Origin of the sequence: Bradyrhizobium sp. Bra78 (assembly GCF_024519855.1) — a bacterium.
Taxonomy (GTDB): Bacteria; Pseudomonadota; Alphaproteobacteria; order Rhizobiales; family Xanthobacteraceae; genus Bradyrhizobium; species Bradyrhizobium japonicum_G.
In genome coordinates this window covers 46,838-68,714 of record NZ_JALJRE010000023.1, presented here as the reverse complement: position 1 = coordinate 68,714, position 21,877 = coordinate 46,838, and the positions used below count along the sequence as shown (strand labels likewise).

Below are 21,877 nucleotides of genomic sequence, written 5' to 3'. Positions count from 1 at the left end.
TGAGGCAGCCTTCGTATCTCACGTCACCGCGTTCACGACCTGATATTCCGGCTGCCGCCACACCTCGCCTGCGATCACGTCCTCGATGATCTCGGCCGCCCGAACGATCTCGCCTTCGCCGATGTACAGCGGCGTGATGCCGAACCGCATGATGTCGGGCGCGCGGAAATCGCCGATGACACCGCGGGCGATCAGGGCCTGCATGGCGGCGTAACCGCCGTCGAAGGCGAATGAGACCTGCGAGCCCCGGCGCTCTTGCGTGCGTGGGGTGACGAGCTTCAAGGACGGACATCGGCGTTCGACCTCGGCAATCAGGAGATCGCCGAGCGCCAGCGAACATGCGCGGACCTCCCGGATGTCGACGCGGTCCCAGATGTCGAGCGAGGCTTCCAGCGCCGCCATTGCAAGCACCGGCGGCGTGCCGACACGCATCCGCTCGACGCCACCGGCAGCCGCATAGGCCAGTTCGAACGCAAACGGCTTTGCATGCCCCATCCAACCCGACAAGGCGGCGCGGACGCTGTCGGCGTGTCGCGGCGCGACGTAGAGGAACGCCGGCGCGCCGGGGCCGGCGTTGATGTATTTGTAGGTACACCCCGCAGCGAAATCGGCGCCGCTGCCCGCGAGATCGACCGGCAGCGCACCAGCCGAATGCGCGAGATCCCAGACGGTGACGATGCCGAGCGCATGCGCCTTCGCCGTCAGCCTCGCCATGTCGTGGCGGCGTCCGGTGCGATAATCGACCTCGGTGATGTAGAGCACCGCGATCTCCTCGGACAACGAATCCTCGATTTCCTCCGGCGCAGCCAGGCGCAATTGATGGCCGCGCCCGAGCGTCGCGATCAGCCCCTCGGCCATGTAGAGGTCGGTCGGGAAATTACCGGTGTCCGACAGGACGACCTTGCGCGACGAGTTCATGTCTAGCGCGGCGGCAAGGGCCTGATAGACCTTGAGCGACAGCGTGTCTCCAACCATCACGGAGCCGGCCTCTGCGCCGATCAGCCGCGCGATGCGATCGCCGACATGGCGCGGCTGCACATACCAGCCCGCGGTGTTCCAGGCGCGGATCAACTCGTTGCCCCATTCCGCCGTGATGACGCGGTTGACGCGCTCGGCAACGCCGAGCGGCAGCGCGCCGAGCGAATTGCCGTCGAGGTAGATCACCCCGTCAGGCAGATAGAACAGTGCTTTGGTGTCGTCATAGACGCGAAGCCTGGTCATGGACATCTCTACAATATCGTACGCACGCGCCAGAGTTCGGGGAACAGCTCGACCTCCAGCATGCGCTTGAGGTAGCTGACACCGCCGGTGCCGCCCGTGCCGCGCTTGAATCCGATGACGCGCTCGACCGTCGTCACGTGGTTGAAGCGCCAGCGGCGGAAATAATCCTCGAAGTCGACCAGCTTCTCGGCAAGCTCGTAAAGCATCCAATGCGTCTCAGGCGCCTCGTAGACGACACGCCAGGCCTGCAGCACGCCCTCGTTGAAGCTATGGGTCTCGCGAACATCGCGCGCCAGCACGGCCGCCGGCATCTTGAGCCCGTTGCGGTCGGCGAGCCGCAGCACTTCGTCATAGAGACTTGGCGTCGCGAGTTCGGTTTCGAGCAGCTCGGTCGTTTCCACATCGTGCGCGTGCGGCTTCAGCATCGCGTGGTTGCGGTTGCCGAGCAGAAATTCGATCAGCCGGTATTGCCGCGACTGGAAACCCGAGGACTGGCCAAGCTGGGAGCGGAAGCGCGTATACTCGCTCGGCGTCATGGTGCGCAGCACGTCCCAGGCACCATTGAGCTGTTCGAAGATGCGCGACATCCGTGCCAGCATCTTCATCGCGGGCTGCACCTCATCCTTCGCGATCGCACGGCGAGCGGCGCTGAGTTCATGGATGGCGAGGCGCATCCACAGTTCGGTGGTCTGATGCTGGATGATGAACAGCATCTCGTCATGCGCTTCCGAAAGCGGATGCTGCGCGCCGAGGATCGCGTCCAGCGCCAGATAGTTGCCATAGGACATGCGCCGGGCGAAATCGGTCTCGGCGCCTTCGCTTGAGGGATCGTAATCGCTGGACGTCATGACAGGCCCTTTCGATCGATCTTGCAGGCCTCGTCAGTCGAGGCCGATCAGGCGCGCGGTGATTGGCGACGACGGATCTTTCAAGGCATCGATCACGGTAAAATGGTTGAGCCCGGGATCGACGACGAGGCGCGTCGGCACGTCGAATCCAGTCCAGACATTGGCCATCAGATCGGACTGGCGGATGAATTCGGGTCGCTCGCCGCCGCCGACCCAGGCGGTCACAGGCGAGTGTCCGCGCGGCAGATGCAGCGCGGCGCTTTCCAGCGTCGCCTCTTCCATCGTCATGCGCAGCGTCTCGTTCATCCCAGTCTTGAGCAGCGGTCGCAGATCATGCAGGCCGCTGATCGAGAGCGTGCCGGCAATGCGGTTGTAGACGGCGGGCTCCAGCCGGCTGTCGTCGCACAGCATCCGCGTGACGAGATGGCCGCCGGCGGAATGGCCGGCGAGCCGGATTGGCCCTGCGACGAGCGAAGCCGCTTTCGCAATCGCGGTGGTGATTTCCGCCGTGATGTCGGAGATGCGCGCGGCCGGCGCCAGCGTGTAGCTCGGCAGCGCCACGGTCCAGCCATGAAGCCGCGCGCCCTCGGCCAGATCCGTCCAGGTCGATTTGTCGAAGCGCATCCAGTAGCCGCCGTGAACGAACACGACGAGGCCCTTGCTGTCGCCCTCGGGCAGGATCAGGTCGAAGCGCTGGCGCTCGCCCGGACCGTAGGCGATGTCGGCGCGAAAATCCTTCAGCCCGGCGCGGTAAGCCGCCGCTCGTTCCGCCCACTGTGCCGGCATCTTGTCCGAGCCCGGGATGTGGGCCGAATTGGCATAAGCGTCATCCCAATCGCGCATTGTTGCTCCCAAGGACTCAGGCCCCGTGACCAGGCGCCAGTCTGCCACCGAGGCGGCCGCCATCCTAGTCTTTATTTTAAGCTTAAAGCATCTGGGAGAGCCGGTGGATTGGACAGGCGCCGCTCGCGACGACCCGAGCGCAGCGAAGCAACCCAGAGTTTTTCCGCGGCGGTGCCTGGATTGGAGAAAGCACAGTTCGCCGCTACGCCTTCTCCACCCCGCACCAATCCGCGATGAACAGCGCCATCGCCTTGGTCGTCTTCTTCAGCGAATCCAGATCGACATATTCGTTGAAACCGTGCATCTCGCCGCCGCTGGCGCCGAAGCACAGGCTCGGGATGCCGTGATTGAGCCCGTAGAAACGCGTATCGGTGAGCGCGGTGAAGACGAGGTCTTCGACGGCGCCGCCATAGACGGTGTTGAAGGCCTTGCCGAACGCGGCCTCGGGCGCGGCGGCGTTGGTCAGTTCATACCCCTCCGAAAGGAAGCCCGACCATTCGATCTCAGGCGGATTGTTGGCGAGGAAGCGGTGGTTGCGCGCGGCAGCCGCAACGCAGGCCGCGATCTCCTTCTGGTGATCGGCGATCGACCAGCCAGGCAGCACCGCAATCCGGCAATCGACGTCGCACCAGGCCGGCACGCTCGAGGCCCAGTCGCCGCCCTTGATGATGCCTGGGTTGAAGTTGATGGGATGGTTCAGCGTCTTGAAGTGCCGATCCGCCTTTGCGCGCTCGTTCCATTCGATTTCGAGTTTTTGCAGCGCCTGGATCAAATGATAGGCCGCCATGATGGCGTTGGCGCCGGAGCCGGCAAAGGCGACATGGGTCGGATGGCCCTTCACGCGCAGGCGAAACCAGATCACGCCGACCTGCGAGCGCACCATCTTGCCCCCGGTCGGCTCAGGAATGAAGCAGGCGTCCGCGCGATAGCCGCGCTGCAATGTCGAGAGTGCGCCGACGCCGGTGCTCTCTTCCTCGATCACCGACTGGAAGTGGATCCGTGCCGTCGGCTTGAGGCCCGCGGCCTTGATGGCATCCAGCGCGTAAAGCGCGCCAATGGTGCCCGACTTCATGTCGCAGGCGCCGCGGCCGAACATCTTGCCGTCCTTGATGACGGGCGAGAACGGCGGGGTGTCCCACAATTCCAGCGGCCCTGCCGGCACCACGTCGCAGTGGCCCTGCAGGATCAGCGACTTGCCGGCCTCGGTCTTGGGGCGATAAGTGCCGACTACCGAGCGCGCCCTGGAGAAATCATGCTCGATCGGGCCGAAGCCGCGCAGATCCTTGAGATCGTCGACATTGATATGCCAATCGTCGACCTCGTAGCCACGCTCGCGCAGGAGGTCGCCGATCATGTCCTGGCACGGCCCTTCCGCTCCGCGCGTCGAAGGGATCGCGACGAAATCGCTTGTGGTCGCAAGCTGGGCTTCGAAGCCGGCATCGACGGCGTCAAGAATCCTCTGCTGCGTCTCGGCATTCATCAGGCAACTCCAATCGGGCATTCAGATCATCGATGGAGCGCAAGCTAGCCGATTTCAGCCGTTCGGGTACTCTGCAAAATAGGCATCCCGCAATGCATCTTCGAGCAGTCGGCCTTCCGAATAGCCATCGAGCGTGGCGGGGCGCGTCACGCCGTCGAGCAGGCGCGGGCACGGCTCGGGCGCGCCGAGCACGGTGCGTACCGGAATGCGCTCGGCATAGATCGGCAACTCATAGTCCTCATCATCGTCGGCGACACCCTTGGCGCGGATTTTCGCCGAGGCCTCCTCGATCTCCATCGCGATGAAGGAGGTCGCCTTGATCTCCTGTGTGTTGCTTGCCCGCAGGCTCGCCGTGCGCTCGGGGAAAAAGCGATCGACCATGGCGGTCACCGCCCGCTTCTTCTCCTCGGAATCGGTAACGAGATAGGCCGTACCGAATGCCATCACGGCCCGGTAATCTGCGGAGTGGTTGAAGCCGCAGCGCGCCAGCACCAGGCTATCGAGATGGGCGACCGTCAGGCAGACGCGCTCGCCCTTGGTCTGGTTGCGCAGCATGCGGCTGGCGCTCGAGCCGTGCCAGTACAGTTTCGTCCCCTCGCGCCAGAAGAAAGTCGGCGTGCAATAGGGCTGGCCGTCGATCGCATAGGAGACGTGGCAGAGCATCGAGGAGTCCAGGATGCGATGAACGGTGTCGTGATCGTAGAAGCCGCGGTCGTGACGGCGCTTCACCTGGTTGCGCGCCGACGTCGGGTAGGAATTCTGGCTTTCAGTCTGGCTCACGGCCGCTCCTGTCGGGCTTTGAACAATTCCAGGATGGTTGTAGCGGCCGATTTGGTCTGTGATAGTACCAATTCCATGCAAAAAATTCCGACCAATTTCGCCGCCTCGCCAGCCAAGGCCGAACTGCCGCTCAACCTCACCGGTCCGCACATCACGGCGGGCGCCTCGTCGGCGCACCGGCTTTACCAGGCACTCTGCGAGATGATCGTTTCCGGCCTGGTGAAACCCCGCGAGCCGCTGCCACCGTCGCGCACGCTGGCGAAACAGACCGGCTTTCGGCGCAACGCCGTCGTCACCGCCTATGAGCGCCTGATCGCCGATGGCTTTGCCGACGCAATTGTGGGTTCCGGAACGTTCGTCGCCGCGCGCATCCCGGCGCGCGCGGCGGAGCCGAAGAAACCGAAGGCGGTGGTCGAAACGCCCGGACAAGGCGCGTTCTCCCTGGGCTGTACCCATATCGATGAGCGGGCGGTGCAGCGCTTCCGCGCCTTCGTCGGCCGGCGCATGCGCGCCTTCGGGTCCGAGCATCTGCACTATGGCGACCCGCGCGGCAGCCGCGAACTGCGCGCGGCGATCGCCGATCATCTGCTCTCCGCGCGGGGCCTGCGCTGCGATCCCGACCAGATCATGCTGACGTCGGGCACGCTGCACGCGCTTCGCATCGTGCTGAGCGCGATCCTGAAGCCGGGCGACCAGGTCTGGTGCGAAGACCCGGGCTACCCCGCGGCGCGCAAGACCATCGCGCATTGCGGCTATCGCGCTGCGCCCGTTCCCGTCGACGAACACGGCATGCGCATCGCCAAAGGCCGCGCTGCGGCGCCCAACGCGCGCGCGGCCTATGTGACGCCGTCGCACCAGTTTCCGCTGGGCGTGCAGATGTCGATGCCGCGGCGGCTCGAGCTGCTGGACTGGGCGAGGCAGGCCGGCGCCTTCGTGCTGGAAGACGACTACGACAGTGAGTTCCGCTATGACGGCGCGCCGCTGATGTCGCTTGCCGGCATCGATCACCTCCAGCGCGTGATCTACATGGGCACGTTCGCCAAGACGTTGTTTCCGGGCCTGCGCATCGGCTATTGCGCCCTGCCCGAGCGTCTGATCGCGGACGTCACCGCGGCGCGCGCAGCCCTCGACCGCTTTCCAGGCACGCTGATGGAAGGCGCGGTGGCCGACATGCTCAATTCCGGCGCGTTCGCCGCGAACCTGAAACGGGTACGAAAGCTCTATCGCGAGGCGCGCGATGCGCTGGCCGAGACACTGGAAGCCGGCTCCGACGGCGTGCTGTCGGTGCCGGTCCCGTCGCAGGGTCTGCACCTCGTTGCCCGGTTCGATCCTTCGGTCGATCCGGCGGTGGCAGCGCATGCAAAACAGGCGGCCGGCGCGGAAGGCTGGCTGCTGGCCGACACCTACACGCGCGCGCGCGCCCTGCCCGGTTTCGTGCTGGGATTTTCCGGCCACGCGGTTCCGAAGCTGGTGGCATCCGCCGAGCGGCTCGCGCGGGAATCGCGCGCGGCCCTGGGTGTGCGGCGCAAATCGGCCCGGCGGGCCTGACCAACGTTCACTATGAGAATCGGCTGCCGCTCCCTACATTGCGGGATTGTGCCGGGACCTCACATCATGCTGCTGCACCGTGCGATCTTCCTCTCGCTCCTGATCTCCATCACGCTTGCCGCGGCGGCGCGCGCAGGCACGGTCGGACGCGAGCAGGACATCGTCGATCTCAAGCTCGGCCAACGCGTGCAGGTGGATGACGGAACCTGCCCCGCCGGGCAGGTCAAGGAGGTGCGCGGCGCCAGGATGACCGACAAGGGCGTGGCGCGGACCAGCTCCTGCGTGCCGCGCTACGGTCCGAAATTGAGGTGACGGCTACGATTTGGCCGGATCGAACATGCACTGAAGGGTCGGTTTGGCGATCTTGGTAAAGGTCGGGCCGATCTCACCCTGCTTCGACGTCGGCACCCAATCGGTCTCGATGGTTGGCACGCCGGTCTCGCTGATGCCGCGCAGCAGGGCCTCGCGCAAATCACGATCCTCGACGACCGCGGCGGCATGGTCGTGCAGACAGCCGCAGACCTCCTCCGGATGCTCCCAGCGCCCGAGCATGCGCGGCGCGCACTGACGCACGAATTCGCTACGCGGATCCGGCAGTCTGGAGGGCGCGCGCACCTGCGCTTGAGCGGCAGCGATGGTCAGAAGTGAGACGAACGCCGCAGCGCAGAGACGAACAATCATGATGGCCTTTATCGGCTGATTTCTTGTTGGCGATCAGAAGCGCGCGGCGACCACGATCGGCTGCGGCGCCGTGACCGTGACCGTGACCGGCGAGCCGCTGTACTGGAAGGTGCCGATACCGGGGAGACTGCCGTCCGGCGTGCCCGCGAACGAGGAGCCCGCGAGCACGAAACCGAAAGCAAGGATGAAGCTGAGCGCGCGCATGGACTTGTCTCCAGGTTCCGTGGCCGGCGGGTTCCGCCGTCTCGTTGCAAGGTTGATAACCATGGGCGGTTTCGCGCGTGATGCGCCAAAAGCGGAAAATGGTTTCATGTTCGTGAGAATTGTTTCGTCCCGTTCAAAGCGACGAAACATTCGGCGGAAAATCCCAATCTTTTCAGACGGTCGTACCGCTGCCCGAAGTGGTCTGATAAGTCCCCCTGCGAGCTTGGACGCGGGCCGGACGCAGGCCGCCGTCATGCTTCCGCCTCACACGCTTCACATGCGTTTTACGTTTTTCTGCTGAAGAGAAGCCAAACGAGGGCTGGGCCTGTCGAACCGGGGAAGCTTCGGCTGCGACCCAAGCCATCGAGACCCAGACGCCCGGGATCACCGGGCGCGTTCATTTGAGGAATGGCCATCATGATGGCGCAAGATCGCGCAACGGCGCGCGATGCGGACCAACCGACGGACCGCGGAGACCAACGCCCTGGCCGCAGCAGCACCACGTCGCCTGGCGCAATGGCGCAGCAATCGAGGCGCGGCTTCGAAGCCGCGCCGCAGATGTTCGTGCGGCTGACCGGCTCGCATCTTGCAAAACCGCGGGCCAGCCGCGAACCCGTCACTGGGTGAAGAACTCGCCGCATTTCTGGACGTTTGCGTCCGCCGGTCCCCACGGCATGATCGGCACGGTCGAGGTCGAGTTCTTCGGCGAGCCCTCGATTAGCCTGTCCGAATAGACCATGTAGACCAGCACGTTGCGCTTGGCATCACAGCCGCGAACGATCTGCATCTTCTTGAAGAAAAGCGAGCGGCGCTGGCGGAACATGTCGTCGCCCTGCTCCATCTTGCTGGCCTTGAACTTGATCGGGCCGATCTGGCGGCAGGCGAGCGAGATGTCCGAGACCTCCTCGGCAAGGCCGAGCCAGCCCTTGAAGCCGCCCTTCTCCGGCACCGTGAAATGACAGGCGACGCCCTCGACCTCGGGGTCGTCGAGGCCATAGGTCGCGAGCTTGTCGTTCGGGCTCATCCATTTGAACACGGTCGAGCGGCGGAAAATCAGATCCGGCTCGTCGGCTGCGGATACGGACGCCGCCGGCACGACCAGAGCCAGGAGCAATAAAGCGAGGCCTTTCAAGCGGATGCTGGGAAGACCGGGGAAACGAGATGACATGAAGTTCTCCAGTAACAAGTCTCAGTAATGTAGGCATCCGGCGGCCTGTCAGGAAGGTGACCCGCAGGCCGATACGGCCGGCGTTTACCGCTCCGTGAGGCTTTTTTGCTACGGTTTGGACAAATGTAGCTGATGGCAGAACTGCCGTGCTGGTGAACGCGTATCCCCTCTGAGAGACTAACGTCTGATTTGGATTATGGATTCGAGGATGAATAGCGTGTGCGTGTCCGGTGTTTCTGCCAAGCCGACGCGGCTGTGGCAGGTGGCCATTTTGACGGCCGCAGGTGCAATCGGTACGGCAAGCCAGGCGGACGCAGCATTCTATTACTGGACGGATTATTCCGACGGATCCTACGGGCGCCAGGAGCGCCACCTCGAAGTCCCGCGCCAAAAGCCGCACAAGCGCGGTGCGGTGGGCAAGAAAGAAAGCTTCGCCGAGAAGGAAGCCGGCACGAAGCCGCAAGGTCCTCTCGTCATCGTCGTCTCGATCGACCGGCAGAAGGTCACCGTCTACGACACCAACGGCGTATTCGCGGAATCACCGGTGTCGACAGGCATGAAGGGCCATTCGACGCCGATGGGCGTGTTCAGCGTCATCCAGAAACACAAATTCCACCATTCCAACATCTATAGCGGCGCGCCGATGCCGTACATGCAGCGGATCACCTGGTCAGGTGTCGCCATGCATGCCGGCGTCCTGCCCGGCTATCCGGCTTCGCATGGCTGCATCCGCATGCCGACGGCGTTCGCGGTGAAGATGTGGAACTGGACCAGGATGGGTGCGCGCGTGATCGTCTCGCCCGGCCAGATGTCGCCGCAGAACTTCTCGCATCCGCTGCTCGCCTCCGTGCGCGTGCCGCCGCAACCCGCCGCCAGCGTCGTGCCGCCGACGACGGTCGGCGACAAGGCAGACAAGGGCGCGGTCGATCCCAAGGTCACCGAAGCGAAGCCGGTCGAGACGAAGACGGCCAGCGCAGACGCCGTGCTCGAACTGCGGTCGACGGTCGGCCACGCCGTGATGTCGGATGCGACGACCGGCAACGCGCCGGCCCGCGACGCGGCGGCCAAGACTGAAGACAAGACCGAAGACAAGGCCGAGACCAAGATCGAAACTGCTGATGCGGCGAAGCCTCAACCCGCAGAGGCCACCAGGCCGGCCGACACCGCGAACAGCGAAGCGAAGCCCTTTGAGGCTGCCGAAGCGCCCAAGGCGACGACCGCCGATGACAAGTCCGCTGAAAAGGCCGACGCAGCCAGGCGTGAGCAGGCTGAAATCCCGAAGACGGCAGCCTTGAAGTCCGAAACGGCCAAATCTGAGACGACGCCCGAGCAGGCCGCTTCGCCGGACGCGAAAAGGGACCAGACCCGCATCGCCGATCCCGCTCCATCGGCGAAGCTGGAAGCGCCCCGGCGCGCCGGCCAGATCGCAGTCTTCATCAGCCGCAAGGATTCCAAGCTCTACGTGCGGCAGAATTTTGCACCGCTGTTCGAGGTGCCCATCACGATCGCCGCGAGCGACCGGCCGCTCGGCACGCATGTCTTCACTGCCGAGGTCGACAAGACCGACTCCAATTCGCTGCATTGGTCGGTGGTGTCCTTGCCGGTGTCCGCCCGTTCCGCCGCGCGCGAGGACGACAGCCGCCTGACGCGCCGTCAGCGCGGCGCGGCCGTGATCCCGGTCGCCGCGAAGCCCGTGATCACGCCCGACAGCCCGGCCGAGGCTCTCAGCCGCATCTCGATCCCCGCCGATACGATGACGAAGATCAACGAGATGCTGACCTCGGGCGGCTCGATCATCGTCTCCGACCAGGGCATCAACCAGGGCGAGACCGGAGAAGGCACCGACTTCATCGTCCGCCTGTACTAGCGTGCTTCGGCGCGTCAGATAACGCGGTATTGAGCAGGCGCCTCGTGCCGGTGGAGTAATGTCAGGCCCAGGATCACGTCGGGGGACGTCGTCATGCTGAACCGCAGGACCATGCTCGCCGCGCTTGTCGCGACAACCTCGTCTGTTGCACGTGCGCGAGCCGATAGCGGCATGAGCCGGATCTCGGCCTACGCCTTCACTTTCCCGGCCTTGTCAGGCGAAGATATCCGCCTTGCGGCGTTCACCGGCCGACCGCTGCTGGTAGTCAACACCGCCTCGCTCTGCGGTTACACGCCGCAATATGCCGGCCTGCAAGACCTCTGGACCGAGTTTCGCGAGCGCGGGCTCGCCGTGATCGGCGTCCCCTCAAATGATTTCGGCGGACAGGAGCCCGGCGGCACCAGTGAGATCTCGGAGACCGCCCATCACCAATATGGCGTGACCTTCCCGATTGCGGCCAAGGCTGTCGTGGTTGGGGCGAAAGCGCATCCGTTCTACAAATGGGCAGCAGAGGCCCGGCCGAGGGAGGTCCCGAAATGGAACTTCCACAAATATCTCATAGGCCGGGACGGCTACATCGCCGCGGTATTTTCGTCCGCGGTCGAACCGGCCGATACGCGAATCAAGACGGCCATCGCCAAGGCACTGGCTGAGACTTGACTTGACGCAAACGCCCCATCCGGTTGGGCACAATTGTGACGGCGCGCCAAACAGCCGTTGCAATGGCGAGGGCCCACCATCTAGGCTAGGATCGTTTGGGGCAGGATGGTTTTGCCGGAGGCGAAAAGCCACGGCGGAACAACGGGATCAATCTCGAGGACAACACCATGCGTGTGGCGGCAGGACTGATTTTGGCAAGCGCGATGTCTTTAGGCATGACGGGCGCGGCATGGTCGCAGACCGCCGCCGCAAAGCCCGCAGCCGCGACGCAAGCCGCGCCGGCGGCAACGCCGGCCGCGGCAGTGCCCGCTGCGGCTCCGGCAGCCACTCCAGCCGTCGCTCAGCCCGCGGGCTTCGTCAATCCGCCGCCGCCGCAACAGGCGCCGCAGCCCGCCCGCGCCGCCTGCAACACACCGGGCGCGCTCGGCGTCGCCCGCACCGTCGAGATCGACACCACGGGCGGTCCCGGCTTCGGCTTCGAGCATTTCAAGGAGCTCGACTTCCTGCGCGACAAGGAGGTGGTGCTGACCTTCGACGACGGTCCCTGGCCCAAGAACACGCCCGCGGTCCTGAAGGCACTCGCCGACGAATGCACCACCGGCATCTTCTTCTCGATCGGCAAGCACGCCACCTACGAGCCGGAGATCCTGAAGCAGGTCTATGCCGCCGGCCACACGGTCGGCACCCACACCTGGTCGCACGCCAATCTCAACAACAAGAAGCTCACCGAAGCGCAGCGCAAGGAAGAGATCGAGAAGGGCCTGTCCGCGGTGAAGTGGGCGCTCGGCGGCATTTCGCCGTCGCCGTTCTTCCGCTTCCCGGCGCTCCAGCATCCGCCGGAGATGGTCACCTATCTCGGCAACCGCAACACCGCGATCTTCTCCTGCGACATCGACTCCTTCGACTTCAAGGCGTCCAAGCCCGAGAAGGTGATCGAGACCGTGATGAAGAAGCTCGACAGCAAGGGCAAGGGCATCATCCTGATGCACGACTTCCAGAAGCACACCGCCGAGGCCCTGCCCGAGTTGCTCAAGCGCCTGAAGGCTGGCGGCTACAAGGTGGTGGCGATGCGCGCCAAGTTCCCGGCCTCGACGCTGCCCGAATACGACCAGGAGCTGCTCAAGGACGTCAAGCTGCCGACGGTGAGCACCCGGCCGGTCAACAGCGTCGTGACGACGGTCTCGGAATAAAAGGCCATTGTCTTTCCGTTTCGAAGGCTACGTCATCGTCTCCGCGGACGGCATGCTCGCGGATGCTGCGCATGTCATGCCCGACAGTCTGAAGTTCGAAGGCGACAAGCTGTTCTTCGAACAGGCGCTCGACCGTGCAGCGCTGATCGTGCACGGCCGGCATTCGCACGAGCAGCAGCCGAACTCGCCGAAGCGCAAGCGGCTGATCACGACCCGCAGGATCAAGACCCTCACTGTCGACCCGGAGATGCCGAACGCGACGCTGTGGAATCCGGACCATTCGAGCTTCGAGGACGCCTGCGCCTTCGCCGACGTCGCCTCGGGCACCGTTGCGATCATCGGCGGCCCCGTCGTGTTCGACATGTTCATGGACCGCTACGACACGTTCTGGCTATCTGAAGCCCCGCATTTGCGCCTGCCCGGCGGCGAAGGCTGCTTTGTCGGTGTCCCGGAGCGGACGCCGCACGAGGTGCTGGCTTCCCACGGGATGAGGCCGGGCACGCCTTACATGCTCGACGCGGCGCATGACGTCACCGTCACGCCGTGGCGTCGGGCGGCGGCGCGATAGCGCCACCCAACTCGCGGAACCTCATACGTCCCCGTACGCCGCCTCGGCCGGGCGGGTGGTGCGGCCATAGCCGATGATCATGCAGAGCGCACCGATGATCGACAGGTTCTTGAGCGCGTCGACCAGCATCTTGGCGTTGTCGGGCGCCGCCATGTTCCAGAAGTCGTAAAACAACACGGTTGCGACCGCGACATAGATGATCAGCAGCATGGCGAAGAAGCGCGCGCCGAAATTCAGCGCGATCATCAGGCCGGCAATGACCTCGAGCGCCCCGACCGCGATCGCCAGCAACTGCGGTGTGGACATCGCCGTCGCGGTCTCGAGCTGCTTGGCATAGGGCGCGACCATGTCGGGCACCACGACCTTGGTGGCGATGAAATCGGCCGTCGCCTGGATGGCAATGAGCTTGGTCGCGCCCGAGTAGATGAACAGCACGGCGAACAGTATTCGCCCGAAAGTCACGAACGCTGGCATGATCGGCCTCTTGGCTCAGGCTTTCTGAAACCGGAATTTGGCGAAAGCACCAGGCGATTATGATGAGTCATTCGCCGGTTTACAAACGCGGAAATCGCGAAATCGATTTGAAAAGATTGAACCGCCGACGCGCCGAAGGTGCGCCCCCTCGCCCCGCCTGCGGGGAGAGGTAACGCCCCGACGCCTCTACGTAAACAACGTCGGCTGCTGCCGCGCCGCGCGCTCCTGCGCTTCGACCACCGCAACTGCCGTCATATTGAGGATGCCGCGCGCCGTCACCGAGGGGGTGAGGATGTGCGCGGGGCGCGCCGGGCCGATCAGGATCGGGCCGACGGGCAGCGCATCCGCGAGCGACTTGATCATCTGATAGGCGACGTTGGCGGTATCGAGGGTCGGCATGATCATGATGTTGGCCTCGCCCTCGAGCTTGGAGTGCGGCAGCACCATTTTCCGCGCAGCAGCCGAAAGTGCGGTGTCGCCCTGCATCTCGCCGTCGGCCTCGATCTCCGGATGCTTCTCCTTCAGGAGCTGGGTTGCCCGCCGCATCTTGCGCGAGGACTCGGTGTCGTAGCTGCCGAAATCCGAATGCGAGACGAAGGCGATCTTCGGCTTGATGTTGAAACGCTGGACATGAACCGCCGCGAGCGAGGCGATCTCGGCAAGCTCTTCGGCACTCGGATTGGGTCGCACCTGGGTGTCGGCGATGAAGAAGGCGCCCTTGCTGGTGATCAGCAGCGCCAGCGCCGCATAATCGCTGATCCCTGCCGAGAAGCCGACGATCTCGCGGACATGACGCAGATGGCTCATGTAGCGCCCCTCGACGCCGCAGAGCATCGCATCCGCCTCCCCGCGCGTCACCGCGAGCGCGGCGATGACCGTATTGTTGGTGCGCACTACCGTGCGCGCCGCATCCGGCGTCACGCCGCGGCGGCCGGCGACCTCGACATACGACTGCACATAGGATCGATAGCGCGGATCGTCCTCGGGATTGACGAGGTCGAAATCCTTGCCGGCCTTGATCGACAGACCGAAGCGCTGGATGCGCGCCTCCACCACCGACGGACGGCCGACCAGGATCGGCGTCGCCAGCTTCTCCTCCAGCACCACCTGCGTGGCGCGCAGCACGCGCTCGTCCTCGCCTTCGGCGTAGATCACGCGCACCGGCTGAGTCTTGGCCTTGGCGAACATCGGCTTCATAACGAGGCCGGAGCGGAAGGCGAAGCGCTCGAGCAGCGCGGTGTACTCGTCAAAATTGGTGATGGGGCGCGTCGCGACGCCCGATTCCATCGCGGCCTTGGCCACGGCCGGCGAGATGCGCAGGATCAACCGTGGATCAAAGGGGCTCGGGATCAGCGAGCCCGGACCGAAGCCTTGCGTCTCGCCGGTGTCAAAGCCCTGCGCTACCGCATCCGACGGCGCCTCGCGCGCGAGCTGCGCGATGGCCTCGACCGCGGCATGCTTCATCTCCTCGTTGATCGCGGTGGCGCCGACATCGAGCGCGCCGCGGAAGATGAAGGGAAAGCAGAGAACGTTGTTGACCTGGTTCGGATAGTCGGAGCGCCCGGTGCAGATCATGGCGTCGGGGCGGGCCTTGCGCGCCTCCTCCGGCATGATCTCCGGGGTCGGGTTGGCGAGCGCCATGATGAGGGGCTTTTCGCCCATCGCCTTGGCCATCTCCGGCTTGAGCACGCCCGGCGCCGAGAGGCCGATGAAGATGTCGGCGCCGCCGATGACGTCGGCGAGCGTACGCTTGTCGGTCTTCTGCGCGTAGACCGCCTTCCAGCGATCCATCGTGGTGTTGCGGCCCTCGTGCACGAGGCCGTCGATGTCGCAGACCCAGATGTTCTTGCGTTGCGCGCCCATCGACACCAGCAGGTTCAGCGTCGCGATCGCCGCGGCCCCTGCCCCCGATGCCACGATCTTCACGTCGGATAGCTTCTTGCCGTTGAGCCGCAGGGCGTTGGTGACGGCGGCGGCGACGATGATGGCGGTGCCGTGCTGGTCGTCATGGAAGACCGGGATCTTCATGCGCTCCTTGAGCTGCGCCTCGATCTCGAAACATTCGGGTCCGCGGATGTCCTCGAGATTGATGCCGCCGAAGGTTGGCTCCAGCGCAGCCACGGTCTCGACCACACGTTCGATCGTGTCGGCTGCGATCTCGATGTCGAACACATCGATGCCCGCGAATTTCTTGAACAGGACCGCCTTGCCCTCCATCACCGGCTTGGAGGCCAGCGGGCCGATATTGCCGAGGCCGAGTACCGCAGTGCCGTTGGAGACCACCGCGACCAGGTTGGCGCGGGTGGTGAGCGTGGCGGCCTCGGCCGGGTTCTTGGCGATCTCGGTGCAGGCGGCGGCAACGCCCGGCGAATAGGCCAGCGCGAGATCGCGTTGATTGGCAAGCGGCTTGCTTGCCTGGATCTCGAGCTTTCCGGGGCGCGGCAGCCGATGATAGGCCAGCGCCGCCTGGTGGAGATCATCAGAATAGGACGACATGCGGTCTCTGCCTCGCGTTACCGGCCTCAAAATGCACAATCCGGAGCGACCGTCCTAGTGGACGGCGATATTTCCGGGCCGTGGAAACGGGATGAAGCACGCCCGGCGCCCCGGTGGCAACATCCGATTACGCCCCCATCAACAGGGCGCGCGGTCAAATATCTGATAGCGTTAGCTTTCCCTGGACCGCATGGCATTTCGCGAATATGGCAGGTTGCGCAGTGCAAAACGAGCAACTGGAGCTGGGAATGAAGCGAATCCTGATCGGCCTGAGCGCACTCGTCGTACTCGCCGCAGGTGGGTGGTTCGGCTTCAATCTCTACATCCAGCACCGCGCCACCGCCGAGGTCGAGGCAGCGTTCGACCAGGTTCGTGCGAGTGGCGGCAAGGCAAGCCATGGCAAGATCGGGTTCGATCTGATGAGCCGGACGCTGACGGTCGAGGACATCGCGATCACGCCCGGCAGCGCGTCGCAGGCGCAGATCAAGATCGCCGGCATCAAGGGCACGGGCGTCCGCCTCCTCGACGAGACGCGCTTTTCGGCCGATAGCATCGACATCGCGGGGCTCGAACTCGCGCTGGGCGAAATCGGCCCGGCGAAGCTGAAAGGCTCGTACAAGATTCAGCAGCTGACCATGCGGGACTATGCCGGCCCCCTCCGCGCGATGAACGCGCCGGCGGGCGGTACACAGATCGACATGTACCGCTATGCACTCGAACAATATGCGAGTGTGACGGCATCTTCGGTGACGGCCCCGACCCTGGCTTTCACGTTCGATGGAGGCGGCGGTGCCGCCGGCAGCGGCGACATCTCCTATTCCGGGCTGACGATCCGGAATCTGAAGCGCGGCAAGATCGACGCCATGACGGCGGACCGGGTCAACTTCACGATCAACGTGCAGGGATCGGGCAAGGCGGACAAGGTGACCGGCGAAATCTCCACCATCGCGGTCAACGATATCGACGTGACCGCGATCACTGCCGCACTCGATCCGCAGAAGGCGGATGACAGCAGCTATCACCGGGCCTACGGGCAAATCTCGACCGGACCATATGTGGCGACGTCGACGCTGGGCATGCGTATGCAGATCGATGGGATCGCCATCGACGATATTGCTATCCAGCCGTCGAAATTCCGGTTGGCCGAGGTCCTCGCCTTGTCGCCGGCCAGCGACGGCTCGTCACGTCCGACGCCAGCGCAATCGCGCGAGATGATGGAGAAGCTCGCGGGACTCTATGAGGGCGTTCGCGTCGGCAGGGTCGATATCGGCAATCTGTCGATGACGACCCCGCAGGGGACGCCGACGCTGAAGGCGATCAGATACCGAGAGGGCGAATTCGCCCTCGAAGGCCTCGATGCGCCCACGCCGCAAGGCCAGATCAAGATGGAGCGCTTCACGCTCAAGGCCTTCAGCGTACCAAACTTGCTGCGTTGGACGGCAGGCTTCACCGATCCCGGCCAGCGGCCCTCGCCGGACCAGATGCTGGGCCTGTTCCGGGTGCTCGAAGGCGCCGAGATCCGGGGAGTGGTGGCGCCTTACAAGAACACCAAAAAGCTGGTCACGATTGACACGCTGAGCCTGGACTGGGGGCAGCTGGTCGGGTCGATCCCGAGCAAGGCGCATGTGGTTGCCAAATTTGTCGCGCCCACCGATCCATCCGACCCGAAGCAGCTCACATTGATCCTCAGCGGGATCGACAAGTTCGCGATCGACCTCGATCTCGGCGCGGCGTGGACAGAGTCGTCCAACAGCTTCGTTCTGACGCCGGCAACCCTCGACATCGCAGGGATCGCAAAAGCGCAATTGCGTATCGCGCTCAGCAACGTGCCACGCGACGTGTTTTCGGCCGATCCTGCCCAGCTTATCGGTCAGGCGGCCCGGATTGAAGCCGGCTCGCTCGAATTCTCAGTGCGGGACAACGGTTTCGTCGATTCCGCCGTGACGCAGAATGCGCGAGGGCGAAACGTCAGCCGCGACGCCGCGCGCCAGGCGCTCGTCGACCGCGTCAGGGGGTACCGCGCGGACGTCGCCGCCGCTAATCCGGATGCGGGCACGGCCGTGGATGCGATCGCAAGCTTTGTCGAGACGCCGGGCCAGACGCTCGTCATCAAGGTCACGCCCCGCGCCAAGGTGCCGTTGATGCAATTGATGCAGCTCATCCAGGCCGACCCGGAAAGCGCGCTGGCGCAATTCCGGATCGACGCGTCGACGGGGCTGTAAGCCAGAACGGCGGAGCGCTCCCTCGCCCCGTTCTTGCGGGGGGAGGGTTGGGGTGAGAGGCTGCTTCCACAATCACGATGAGAGTTGGACTCGCGGAGAGTCCCCCTCAGCCGGAATTAGCCCTTCTGCGGCAGGTTCACCTTCACATGCAGCTCGCGAAGCTGCTTGGTGCTGGGTTCCGACGGCGCCCCCATCAGCAAATCCATGGCTTGTTGATTCATCGGGAACAGCGAGATCTCGCGCAGATTGTTGGTGCCGCAGAGCAGCATCACGATGCGGTCGACGCCGGCGGCCATGCCGCCATGCGGCGGAGCGCCATACTGGAAGGCGCGGTACATGCCGCCGAAGCGATCGACGACTTCCTGCTCGCCGTAGCCTGCGATCTCGAACGCCTTCACCATCGCTTCCGGCACGTGGTTACGGATGCCGCCCGAGGCGATCTCGTAGCCGTTGCAGGTGATGTCGTACTGGAACGCCTTGATGGTCAGCGGGTCCTGGCCCTTGAGCGCATCGAGGCCGCCCTGCGGCATCGAGAACGGGTTGTGCGAGAAGTCGACCTTCTTGTCGTCCTCGTTGTACTCGTACATCGGGAAGTCGACGATCCAGGCGAGCTCGAAGCGCTCCTTGTCGGTGAGGTTCAATTCCTCGCCGACCTTGTTGCGGGCAAGGCCCGAGAACTTCCAGAACTTGTCGGGATCCCCGGCGACGAAGAAGGCGGCATCGCCTTCCTTGACACCAATCTGCGCGCGGATCGCAGCGGTGCGCTCGGGACCAATGTTGTTCGCGAGCGGACCTGCGCCCTCTCCGCCCTCGCGCCACATGATGTAGCCGAGGCCGGGCTGGCCCTCGCCTTGCGCCCACGAATTCATGCGGTCGCAGAAGGCGCGGCTGCCGCCGCCCGGTGCCGGAATCGCCCAGACCTGGTTCTTGGGGTCTTCGAGCATGCGCGCGAACACCTTGAAGCCGGAGCCGCGGAAATGCTCGGAGACGTCCTGCATCTCGATCGGGTTGCGCAGGTCCGGCTTGTCGCTGCCGTATTTGCGCAGCGCTTCGGCGAACGGGATGCGGCGCCAGTTCTTGCTCACCGGCTTGCCCTTGGCGAACTCCTCGAACACGCCGGTGATGACGGGCTCCATCGCCGCGAACACGTCTTCCTGCGTGACGAAGCTCATCTCGACGTCGAGCTGATAGAACTCGCCCGGCAGACGGTCGGCGCGCGGGTCCTCGTCGCGGAAACAGGGCGCGATCTGGAAATAGCGGTCGAAACCCGACATCATCAAGAGCTGCTTGTACTGCTGCGGCGCCTGCGGCAGCGCGTAGAATTTTCCCGGATGGATGCGCGAGGGCACCAGGAAGTCGCGCGCGCCTTCCGGCGAGGACGCGGTCAGGATCGGGGTATTGAACTCGAAAAAGCCCTGCCCCTCCATGCGCCGGCGCATCGACTTGATGATGTCGATGCGGGTCATGATGTTCTGGTGCAGCTTCTCGCGGCGCAGGTCCAGGAAGCGATACTTGAGGCGGATGTCCTCGGGATATTCCTGGTCGCCGAACACCGGCAGCGGCAGGTCGCCGGCCGGTCCCAGCACCTCGATCTCAGTGACATAGATCTCGATCTTGCCGGTCGGCAAATCGTCATTGTCGGTGCCCTCGGGGCGGCGGCGGGCCTTGCCGTCCATCCGCACCACGAATTCCGAGCGCAGCTTTTCGGCCTGCGAGAACGCCGGCGAGTCCGGATCGACTACGCACTGGGTCAGGCCGTAATGGTCGCGCAGGTCGATGAACAGCACGCCGCCATGGTCGCGAACGCGATGGACCCAGCCTGAAAGGCGGACCGTCTCGCCGATGTTGCCCTCGCGGAGCGCGCCGCATGTATGTGACCGGTAGCGATGCATGGTCGTCCCAAAATGATGTCTGAGGATCGAATCGGACGGCCGAAACGGCCGGTCCAGAGTTGCGGCAGGGTTTACCCGACGAGACCCGGGGCGGCAACCGAGGGAACGCGCTGTTTTAGGGCCGAACCGCCCATTTTTGGCCAGCCAAGGCCAGAGCCTTTGCCGATCGGCGTTCCCTGCCTATCTTGAGCCCATGACAGTCCATTTCCCCTTCCAGAACTCCTACTCGGCGCTGCCGGACAGCTTCTTCGCCCGCGTCGCGCCGACCCCGGTCGCGGCCCCCCGGCTGATCAAGCTGAACCGGCCGCTGGCGGTCCAGCTCGGCCTCGATCCCGATGTCCTGGAGACCCCGGAGGGCGCCGAAATCCTGGCCGGCAAAACGGTTCCCGCCGGCGCCGATCCCATCGCGATGGCCTATGCCGGCCATCAGTTCGGAAATTTCGTGCCCCAGCTTGGCGACGGACGGGCGATCCTGCTCGGCGAAGTCATCGACAAGGACGGCGTCCGCCGCGACATCCAGCTCAAGGGCTCGGGCCCCACCCCGTTCTCCCGCCGCGGCGACGGCCGCGCCGCGCTCGGGCCGGTGCTGCGCGAATACATCGTCAGCGAGGCGATGTTCGCGCTCGGCATCCCGACGACGCGTTCGCTCGCCGCGGTGGTCACCGGCGAGCACGTCATCCGCGAGACCGCGCTGCCCGGCGCCGTGCTGACCCGCGTCGCCTCCAGCCACATCCGCGTTGGTACCTTTCAGTTCTTTGCCGCCCGCCGCGACACCGAGGCGGTCCGCCGGCTCGCCGATCACGTCATCCCCCGCCACTATCCGGAGCTATCAGGCACCGAGCGGCCCTATCACGCACTCCTCGCCGGCGTCGTCGCACGGCAGGCCGATCTCGTCGCGCGATGGCTGCTGGTCGGCTTCATCCATGGCGTGATGAACACCGACAACAGCTCGATCTCGGGCGAAACCATCGACTACGGCCCCTGCGCGTTCATGGATGCCTACAATCCCGCGCAGGTGTTTTCCTCGATCGACGAGATGGGCCGCTACGCCTATGCCAACCAGCCGCGCATCGCACTGTGGAATCTGACGCGGCTGGCCGAATGCCTGTTGCAGTTGTTCGGCGAGGAGCAGGAGAAGGCGGTCGAGCAGGCGCAGGAAATTCTCGGCGCATTCCCTGAGACGTTCAGCAAGGCCTATCAAGCGGGCCTGCGCAGGAAGGTCGGCTTGTTCACGGAGCGCGACGGCGACGAGGCCCTGATCCAGGACCTGCTCGACACCATGGCGAAGAACCAGGCGGATTTCACCCTCACCTTCCGCAAGCTGGGCGATGCTGCAGGCGATCCGGCCGCGGACGACGCGCGCGCAGAGTTCATGGACCCCGCAGACTTCGACGACTGGGCCAGGCGCTGGCACGAGCGCACGGCTTGGGAGCCGCAGACAGCGGCCGAACGGCAGGCCGCCATGCACGCCATCAATCCGATCTTCATCCCGCGCAACCACCGCGTCGAGGCCGTGATCCAGGCCGCCGTGAACAATGACGACTATGCGCCCTTCGAGGAGCTGGTGAAGGTACTGGCCAAGCCCTACCAGGATCAGCCTGAGTATGAGGCCTACGCCGATCCGCCCCTGCCGGATGAACGGGTGCTGCAGACGTTCTGCGGAACGTAAGGCGAGCCGGGCTTCGCAGGCAGCCCTTCCATCGAGCCGCCCATCGCCGGGCCGGCCACGGCGCGC

Annotated in this window: 19 protein-coding genes; 8 read left to right on the top strand and 11 right to left on the bottom strand. The window is 64.8% G+C overall.

Going from position 1 to position 21,877, the window contains the following annotated elements; all coding sequences use genetic code 11:
* Positions 1 to 18: 18 nt before the first annotated feature.
* From kynU to OC450_RS33295, 5 genes are all read right to left on the bottom strand, one after another.
* Positions 19 to 1,221: a kynureninase gene (kynU, locus tag OC450_RS33315; RefSeq protein ID WP_211385492.1), complete on the bottom strand. Its 1,203-nt coding sequence runs from the start codon at positions 1,219 to 1,221 to the stop codon at positions 19 to 21.
* 8 nt (positions 1,222 to 1,229) lie between these two features.
* On the bottom strand, positions 1,230 to 2,069 hold the full coding sequence (gene kynA / locus OC450_RS33310; RefSeq protein WP_211385491.1) for a tryptophan 2,3-dioxygenase: 840 nt from the start codon (positions 2,067 to 2,069) through the stop codon (positions 1,230 to 1,232).
* 33 nt (positions 2,070 to 2,102) lie between these two features.
* Positions 2,103 to 2,912 carry an alpha/beta hydrolase gene (locus tag OC450_RS33305; protein WP_211385490.1) on the bottom strand — a complete coding sequence of 270 codons (810 nt, stop codon included), beginning with the start codon at positions 2,910 to 2,912 and terminating at the stop codon, positions 2,103 to 2,105.
* Between the two features lie 202 nt (positions 2,913 to 3,114).
* Entirely contained in the window at positions 3,115 to 4,392 is a 1,278-nt protein-coding gene (locus tag OC450_RS33300) for an ArgE/DapE family deacylase (protein WP_262049418.1), read from the bottom strand.
* A gap of 54 nt (positions 4,393 to 4,446) precedes the next feature.
* Positions 4,447 to 5,172, bottom strand: a complete 726-nt coding sequence (locus OC450_RS33295) for a pyridoxamine 5'-phosphate oxidase family protein (protein WP_211385488.1) — start codon at positions 5,170 to 5,172, stop codon at positions 4,447 to 4,449.
* 75 nt (positions 5,173 to 5,247) lie between these two features.
* On the opposite strand from OC450_RS33295, the gene OC450_RS33290 reads away from it, so the two are divergent.
* Positions 5,248 to 6,720 carry a PLP-dependent aminotransferase family protein gene (locus tag OC450_RS33290; RefSeq protein ID WP_256809273.1) on the top strand — a complete coding sequence of 491 codons (1,473 nt, stop codon included), beginning with the start codon at positions 5,248 to 5,250 and terminating at the stop codon, positions 6,718 to 6,720.
* Positions 6,721 to 6,786: 66 nt separating this feature from the next.
* Positions 6,787 to 7,032: a DUF6719 family protein gene (locus OC450_RS33285; protein ID WP_211385486.1), complete on the top strand. Its 246-nt coding sequence runs from the start codon at positions 6,787 to 6,789 to the stop codon at positions 7,030 to 7,032.
* Between the two features lie 3 nt (positions 7,033 to 7,035).
* Here OC450_RS33285 and OC450_RS33280 read toward each other — a convergent pair whose 3' ends face one another.
* The 3 genes from OC450_RS33280 to OC450_RS33270 all read right to left on the bottom strand — a co-directional run bounded on the left by OC450_RS33280 (position 7,036) and on the right by OC450_RS33270 (position 8,773).
* Positions 7,036 to 7,401 carry a hypothetical protein gene (locus OC450_RS33280; protein ID WP_211385485.1) on the bottom strand — a complete coding sequence of 122 codons (366 nt, stop codon included), beginning with the start codon at positions 7,399 to 7,401 and terminating at the stop codon, positions 7,036 to 7,038.
* 33 nt (positions 7,402 to 7,434) lie between these two features.
* Positions 7,435 to 7,605, bottom strand: a complete 171-nt coding sequence (locus OC450_RS33275; protein WP_262049417.1) for a hypothetical protein — start codon at positions 7,603 to 7,605, stop codon at positions 7,435 to 7,437.
* Positions 7,606 to 8,221: 616 nt separating this feature from the next.
* Entirely contained in the window at positions 8,222 to 8,773 is a 552-nt protein-coding gene (locus tag OC450_RS33270) for a CreA family protein (protein ID WP_262049416.1), read from the bottom strand.
* Positions 8,774 to 8,981: 208 nt separating this feature from the next.
* On the opposite strand from OC450_RS33270, the gene OC450_RS33265 reads away from it, so the two are divergent.
* The 4 genes from OC450_RS33265 (at position 8,982) to OC450_RS33250 (ending at position 13,058) form a co-directional block, all read left to right on the top strand.
* Complete coding sequence (locus OC450_RS33265) at positions 8,982 to 10,640, top strand: L,D-transpeptidase (RefSeq protein ID WP_262049415.1); 1,659 nt, start codon at positions 8,982 to 8,984, stop codon at positions 10,638 to 10,640.
* 93 nt (positions 10,641 to 10,733) lie between these two features.
* A complete protein-coding gene (locus OC450_RS33260; RefSeq protein ID WP_211385481.1) occupies positions 10,734 to 11,300 on the top strand; it encodes a glutathione peroxidase in 567 nt (188 codons plus the stop codon).
* Between the two features lie 167 nt (positions 11,301 to 11,467).
* Positions 11,468 to 12,490: a polysaccharide deacetylase family protein gene (locus tag OC450_RS33255; RefSeq protein ID WP_211385480.1), complete on the top strand. Its 1,023-nt coding sequence runs from the start codon at positions 11,468 to 11,470 to the stop codon at positions 12,488 to 12,490.
* A gap of 7 nt (positions 12,491 to 12,497) precedes the next feature.
* Positions 12,498 to 13,058: a dihydrofolate reductase gene (locus OC450_RS33250; RefSeq protein ID WP_211385479.1), complete on the top strand. Its 561-nt coding sequence runs from the start codon at positions 12,498 to 12,500 to the stop codon at positions 13,056 to 13,058.
* 21 nt (positions 13,059 to 13,079) lie between these two features.
* On the opposite strand, the gene OC450_RS33245 is transcribed toward OC450_RS33250, so the two are convergent.
* Entirely contained in the window at positions 13,080 to 13,532 is a 453-nt protein-coding gene (locus OC450_RS33245; protein ID WP_211385478.1) for a DoxX family membrane protein, read from the bottom strand.
* 186 nt (positions 13,533 to 13,718) lie between these two features.
* Positions 13,719 to 16,028, bottom strand: coding sequence for an NADP-dependent malic enzyme (locus tag OC450_RS33240; protein ID WP_256809261.1), 2,310 nt, complete (start codon positions 16,026 to 16,028; stop codon positions 13,719 to 13,721).
* 248 nt (positions 16,029 to 16,276) lie between these two features.
* Here OC450_RS33240 and OC450_RS33235 point away from each other — a divergent pair, with 248 nt between their 5' ends.
* Positions 16,277 to 18,250 carry a hypothetical protein gene (locus OC450_RS33235; RefSeq protein ID WP_211385476.1) on the top strand — a complete coding sequence of 658 codons (1,974 nt, stop codon included), beginning with the start codon at positions 16,277 to 16,279 and terminating at the stop codon, positions 18,248 to 18,250.
* Between the two features lie 116 nt (positions 18,251 to 18,366).
* Here the strand turns inward: OC450_RS33235 and aspS are convergent, their stop codons facing one another.
* Positions 18,367 to 20,142: an aspartate--tRNA ligase gene (gene aspS, locus OC450_RS33230; RefSeq protein ID WP_211385475.1), complete on the bottom strand. Its 1,776-nt coding sequence runs from the start codon at positions 20,140 to 20,142 to the stop codon at positions 18,367 to 18,369.
* Between the two features lie 193 nt (positions 20,143 to 20,335).
* Here aspS and OC450_RS33225 point away from each other — a divergent pair, with 193 nt between their 5' ends.
* Positions 20,336 to 21,811, top strand: coding sequence for a protein adenylyltransferase SelO (locus OC450_RS33225; protein WP_262049414.1), 1,476 nt, complete (start codon positions 20,336 to 20,338; stop codon positions 21,809 to 21,811).
* Positions 21,812 to 21,877 lie beyond the last annotated feature (66 nt).